Source organism: Paenibacillus sp. O199, from assembly GCF_001636635.1.
GTDB lineage: Bacteria > Bacillota > Bacilli > Paenibacillales > Paenibacillaceae > Paenibacillus > Paenibacillus marchantiae.
In genome coordinates, this window is record NZ_LGRP01000024.1 from 73240 (window position 1) to 79345 (window position 6106).

Sequence of the window (6106 nt, forward strand, 5' to 3'; positions counted from 1 at the left end):
CTATAGAGATCAACGAAGAGGAGGATGACAAGAATGAGCGATTTGTTCAAAAAGGCAATCTCGTTAGGGCTCGGTCTTACTGTTGTAAGTAAGGAGAAAATTGAGAAAACCGTGGATGATCTGGTTAAGCGCGGGGAACTGGCGCCTGGTGAATCCAAAGCGTTGGTTGAACGCCTGATGGAACGGGGCGATGAAGAGCAGGGCCAGTTCAAAAGAATGATTCACGAACAAGTCAAGCGCGTCCTTCAGGAAGTGGGCGTTCCATCCGAGAGTGATGTAACCAGTTTGGAACAGCGTGTTGCCGTCCTTGAGAAAAAGCTTGCGGAACTGGGTCACACACCACAGCTTCAACCTGATGTATCCCCAGCTCCACTTGAAGTTCCTCCTCTCAAAGGAAACGAGATCGAGTAGATGGCTGTGCGAATCAAACATGTCGGCAGATACCGGGAAATTGCCATGGCGCTGGTGCGTCATGGCTTCGGTTATATGGTCGAGGAGCTGGGTTTGTTCCAGCTGCTGGCCATACCCCGGCGGTGGATGTCGCGTGAAGCCCACACCACCAAGACGCTGAGTGAACGCATACGACTCGTGCTGCAGGAGCTGGGGCCGGCTTTCGTTAAGCTGGGGCAACTGGCAAGCACAAGGGCAGACTTGTTGCCCGAGTCTGTGATCCGGGAATTGGTGAAGCTGCAGGATCAGGTCCCACCGTTTTCCTCGGAGACGGCACGGGGTATTTTGGAACAGGAATTGGATACACCGCTGGAGGAGATCTTTTCCCGGTTCGAGGATACCCCTGTGGCTGCGGCTAGTATTGGACAGGTGCATCTGGGTAAACTCCGAAGCGGTGAGGCCGTAGCTATTAAGATTCAGCGGCCCGGCATATCGCGTATCGTTCAGCGCGATCTAGATATTTTACGAGAATTGACAGCGATGGCGGAGAAACGCTGGGATTGGGTGAAGCAATATCAGATTCCGCAAATGGTAGAAGAGTACGCTCAGGCATTGATGGCCGAGCTGGATTATACCGTCGAGGGACGTAATACGGAAAAGATTGCACAGCAATATCAGCAGGATAGCAAAGTGAAAATACCACTGATCTATTGGGATCAAACTTCTTCTCGTGTGCTCACCATGGAGTACATCGAAGGCATCAAGCTCAATGACCGTGACGAGTTGATTAAACGTGGGCATGATCTGAATAACATTGCGCAGCGGCTGGTGGATTCGTTGTTGAATCAGATTTTCATTCATGGATTCTTTCATGCGGATCCACATCCGGGCAATCTGATGGTTCTGAAGGATGGCAGGCTTGCCTTTATTGACTTCGGCATGGTAGGAAGTCTGAGCGATGAGATGAAGCAGCACCTGGCTTCGCTCATTATTGGATTGATGCGCAAAGATACGGACAGCATGATTCGGGCGATTGAGAAGCTGGGCATGATGCCGGATGATATGGATCTGAGAGGGCTTCATAACGATCTGGACAAGCTGCGCAGCAAATACTACGATATTCCCTTCTCCAAAATCAGCGTGGGTCAGGCATTGAATGATCTGTTCGGCGTGGCGCAGCGACATCGGGTTGTGATGCCTGCCGACATTCTGCTGCTAGGGAAATCGCTACTCACGATGGAAGGTGTCATCGAACATCTCGATCCTTCCTTGAGTATCGTAGATATGGCAGAACCATTTGGTCGAAAGCTGATCAAGGAACGCTTCAATCCTGGGAGGATCAAGAACCGTCTGTTCCGCAGTGCTGCGGATATGGCCGAAAGTGTCATGGGTCTGCCAGGACAGTTAAGGCAATTGTCTTCCATTATTAGCAAAGGTAAGCTGAGGTTGGAGATCAGTGTCCCCGAACTGGATGCGCTCATGCGCAGAATGGACCAGATCAGTAATCGGCTGTCTTTTAGTATTGTACTGCTCGCATTTTGTATCATTATGGTTGGATTGATCATCGGTTCTTCGATCAGTCACCAGTCAACCATGCTGTGGGATATTCCGGTCATTGAGATCGGTTTTCTGGTAGCCATTCTGATGGTGGCCTTCTTGCTCTATTCGATATTTAAATCGGGGAGATTTTAAGTGTAGACGTAATCAAGAGAGTCGTTAACGCTTCCTGTCAGGGGAGCATTGGCGGCTTTTTTTGTTTGGGCATGGACGGGAATATTTAAACAAGATAAACAGAGCATAACTGAGATATTTTACATAAATAAGAGATAATAAAAGATAATATACCAATTACGGATACATACTCTGTTCGTGTAGAAGAGACTCTAGGACTATAATAATAGGTCAGTACATTAACGGACCCGGTTTTTCTGAGAGGGGAAAACCTAGAGAGATTGTGATTGGCTCACGATGTCTCAAAAGCAAGACACCTGAATGTTGTAGTGGAAATAAGAGGTGCACACTGGAACGGATGAGACATGTTCAGACATGGTATCGGATAACTTATTCGGATCATGGTCAATCCAACATGTTTTCAACTTATATAGACACATTTTTGCGGGAGGGTATTCCGCTGTTTTGTGTTGTTTGTTGTAGTTGCTCAGTGACGAACCATTCCATTGCCGTTCAGGAGATAAGTCAAATTTGAGTTTAAATACGTAGGAGGACCGGCAAAGGACGATATGAATACTTTAAAACAACAATGGTTTGGTAACATTCGCGGGGACGTGCTAGCAGGTATTACGGTAGCGCTGGCGCTTATTCCGGAAGCCATTGCCTTCTCGATCATTGCGGGTGTCGATCCGATGGTGGGATTGTATGCTTCAATTACGATTGCCATCGTGATCTCGATTGCGGGCGGAAGACCGGGCATGATCTCGGCCGCAACGGGCGCTATGGCGGTACTGATGGTGGGACTCGTCAAGGATTATGGCGTGGAATATCTGTTTGCCGCTACAATTCTGACAGGTATAATCCAGTTTATTCTGGGAATTTTCAAGGTTGGTCGGTTTATTACATTTGTGCCTCATTCGGTACTGACCGGGTTTGTGAACGCGCTGGCGATTCTGATCTTTATGGCTCAGCTGACCCATTTCACAGGTGCGAACTGGATCATGTATGCGATGGTAGCGGGTACGCTGGCGATCATTTATATTTTGCCACGGTTTTTCAAAAGTGTTCCGGCTCCACTGATTGCCATTGTGATTATGACGATCATTACGGCGCTATTACATCTGGACGTCAAAACTGTAGGGGATATGGGGAATCTGACCAGTACCCTGCCTATGTTCCATCTGCCGAATATCGACTGGTCCCTCAATACGCTAATGATTCTGCTGCCGTATTCGTTCACGATGGCTCTGGTAGGTTTGCTGGAATCTTTGCTGACTGCAACGATTGTGGATGAAATGACCGAGACCAAGAGCAGCAAAAACCGCGAAGTACGTGGTCAGGGTATTGCCAACTTTGTTAATGGCCTTTTCGGTGGCATGGGTGGTTGCGCGATGATTGGACAGTCGGTTATTAATGTGAAGTCTGGTGGTCGAGGTCGTTTATCGACATTTACGGCTGGGGCTTTTCTGGCCATATTGTTGTTATTGCTTAGTGGTGTGGTGAAAGAGGTGCCAATGGGCGCACTCGTAGGTGTGATGTTTATGGTGTGCATCGGTACGTTTGACTGGAGCTCCATCAAGAACATTGCGCGTGTGCCTCGTGCGGAAGCCTTCGTTATGGTAGTCACAGTTGCCATTGTGGTGTATACCCACGATCTGTCTATCGGTGTGATGGTCGGCGTTGTGCTTAGTGTGCTTCATTTTGGTTGGAAACAGACCAAGATTCGTGTGCAGGCATATGAGGAGCAGGGACAGAAGGTCTATCGGGTCCACGGACCGTTCTTCTTCGGTTCATCTTCCCGCTTCGTCGATGAGTTCAATGCTGAGGCTGATCCGCAGGAAATCACGATTGATTTTGGTGGCTCACATATTTGGGATAATACGGCGGTTGTTGCCATTGGTAAAGTGAAGTTCAAATATGCGAAGCTGGGCAAAACGGTGCATCTGCGCGGACTGAACGAGGAAAGCTCTCGTTTGCTTGAGAAGAGCGGATTTGCTACGGTGCAAGGGCACAGTTCCTAATTCATAGCTATAGTTGAATCCAAATGAGTATCATTGATAGATGATAGGTGCTGTCCTGCAAGTCATGATGGATCATGACAAGGACGGCCCTTTTTTGTTTATGTCAGCAAAATGCTTAGTTAGTTGAGGTCTATAGCGTGGCTGAAGTTCGTCACAATTTCACAGGTTTCCATGACTGCGGTATAAGGTCTGTATGATTCGTTAAGGCTTTAAACACAACGATCCGGGACATTTGTGGACAAATGCAGGAAAGTAACGCCTGATCCCCTTTTGTTTTGCTTGACTAACGTGTAAACTACAGGGTATGGAGAAGAAGAGCAACGGACCGATTGCTTTTTAAAAAATTCATTTCATAATCATGATTGATATACGGAAAACTAGTCTTGATTGAAGCCAAGTGAAAGCAATTATGAAATGGACTCATCTAAATGAATATACAGAGGTGTAACGATTGGCAAACTTTGAACAACTGGGCATTCGCCCGGAATGGTGCGAGATCCTGAAACATCAGGGCATCGCCGTGCCGACTCCGGTACAGGAGCGTTCGATTCCGGTACTGCTGGGTGGGCGTGATATTATTGCTGAGGCACAGACGGGTACAGGGAAAACACTGGCTTTTTTGCTGCCGATTATTCAGAAAATTAATGTATCCGACCGCTCGCCGCAAGCACTGATTATTGCCCCTACCCGGGAGCTGGCGCTGCAAATTACGGAAGAAGCGAAGAAGCTGACTGCAAACGACGATAAGCTGCATGTTCTCGCGGTATACGGCGGACAAGATGTGGACAAACAGCTGCGCAAGCTGCAAAACGGCACACAGATCGTGATTGGTACGCCGGGACGTCTCCTGGACCATCTGCGTCGTGGCACGTTGAAGCTGGATAATGTTAAGAAACTTGTGCTGGATGAAGCCGACCAAATGCTGCACATGGGCTTCCTGGATGATGTTGAGACCATCCTTAGTGAACTGCCACACAAACGTCAGACAATGCTGTTCTCGGCAACGATGCCGAAAGGCATTCGCAACCTGGCGAAGAACTACATGAAAGACCCGGAGGATGTGAAGGTATCCTCCAAGTCCGTGATTCCGATCAATCAGATTCGCCAGCAGGTGCTGGAGTGCACGGATCGTGGCAAACTTGAGGCACTTCGCGGCATGATTGATACGTATCGCCCGTACCTGGCAATTGTTTTCTGCCGGACCAAGCGCCGTGCATCCAAGCTGAATGAAGATCTGCGTGAAGCAGGTTATGCGAGCGATGAACTTCATGGTGATTTGTCTCAATCCAAGCGTGAGAACGTAATGAAAGCATTCCGCGACGCGAAATTGCAAATCCTCGTTGCTACGGATGTTGCGGCACGCGGACTGGATGTTGAAGGCGTAACGCATGTATTCAACTACGATATGCCGCATGATGCGGAAAGCTATATCCACCGGATCGGCCGTACGGGTCGTGCTGGCGGCACGGGTCTTGCCGTGACATTTGCAACACAGCACGACAGACCGGAGCTTGCTCGTATTGAGGAAGGCACCAATCAGAAGCTGTCCCGTATCCAGTGGACAAGTGAAGGTCCGGTAGCATCAACTGGAGCAAATAGACGTTCTATCAACAGTCAGGGTGATGAAGAACGTTCTGGCGGACGCTCCGCTGGGACAGGCAGTGCCCGTCGCGGCGCAGGTCGTACCGGCCGCAGCGAAGGCGGACGTGGCGGTCGTGGTGGTTCCCGTGGCGGCGAAGGTGGACGCAGCGGTGGTCGTAGTGGCGGCCGCAGTGGCGACGAGCGCAGCGCAGGCCGTGGTTCCGCGCGCAGCAGCAGCGACAGCAGTCGCGGTGCAGCGGGTCAAGGCGGGCGTGGTGCAGGTCGCAGCGGCGATGAGCGCAGCAGCGGCTGGGGCGGCCGTAGCGCCGACAAGCGCAGCTCCGGGCGCAGCAGTGAAGGTTCACGCCGACCGGACTCCGCAGGACGCGGGCTGGCCAAGAGCGACCGCCGCGATTCTCGTCGCGGGCGGTAATAACGATAAA

At 50.1% G+C, this 6106-nt stretch carries 4 protein-coding genes; all 4 read left to right on the top strand.

Annotated features, from left to right (window positions below; all coding sequences use genetic code 11):
• The first annotated feature begins 33 nt into the window (after positions 1 to 33).
• The 4 genes from A6049_RS24940 to A6049_RS24955 all read left to right on the top strand — a co-directional run bounded on the left by A6049_RS24940 (position 34) and on the right by A6049_RS24955 (position 6096).
• The gene (locus tag A6049_RS24940; protein ID WP_053782782.1) at positions 34 to 411 is read left to right on the top strand and encodes a phasin family protein; all 378 of its coding nucleotides are present in this window, start codon (positions 34 to 36) and stop codon (positions 409 to 411) included.
• Positions 412 to 2082, top strand: a complete 1671-nt coding sequence (locus tag A6049_RS24945) for an ABC1 kinase family protein (RefSeq protein ID WP_063567238.1) — start codon at positions 412 to 414, stop codon at positions 2080 to 2082. It abuts the gene before it with no gap.
• Between the two features lie 548 nt (positions 2083 to 2630).
• Positions 2631 to 4082, top strand: a complete 1452-nt coding sequence (locus tag A6049_RS24950; protein WP_063567239.1) for a SulP family inorganic anion transporter — start codon at positions 2631 to 2633, stop codon at positions 4080 to 4082.
• Positions 4083 to 4533: 451 nt separating this feature from the next.
• Positions 4534 to 6096: a DEAD/DEAH box helicase gene (locus A6049_RS24955; protein WP_063567240.1), complete on the top strand. Its 1563-nt coding sequence runs from the start codon at positions 4534 to 4536 to the stop codon at positions 6094 to 6096.
• Positions 6097 to 6106 lie beyond the last annotated feature (10 nt).

Coding starts and splice junctions, on each gene's coding strand:
- A6049_RS24940 (WP_053782782.1), top strand. CDS start 34: ATGAGCGATTTGTTCAAAAAGGCAATCTCGTTAGGGCTCGGTCTTACT.
- A6049_RS24945 (WP_063567238.1), top strand. CDS start 412: ATGGCTGTGCGAATCAAACATGTCGGCAGATACCGGGAAATTGCCATG.
- A6049_RS24950 (WP_063567239.1), top strand. CDS start 2,631: ATGAATACTTTAAAACAACAATGGTTTGGTAACATTCGCGGGGACGTG.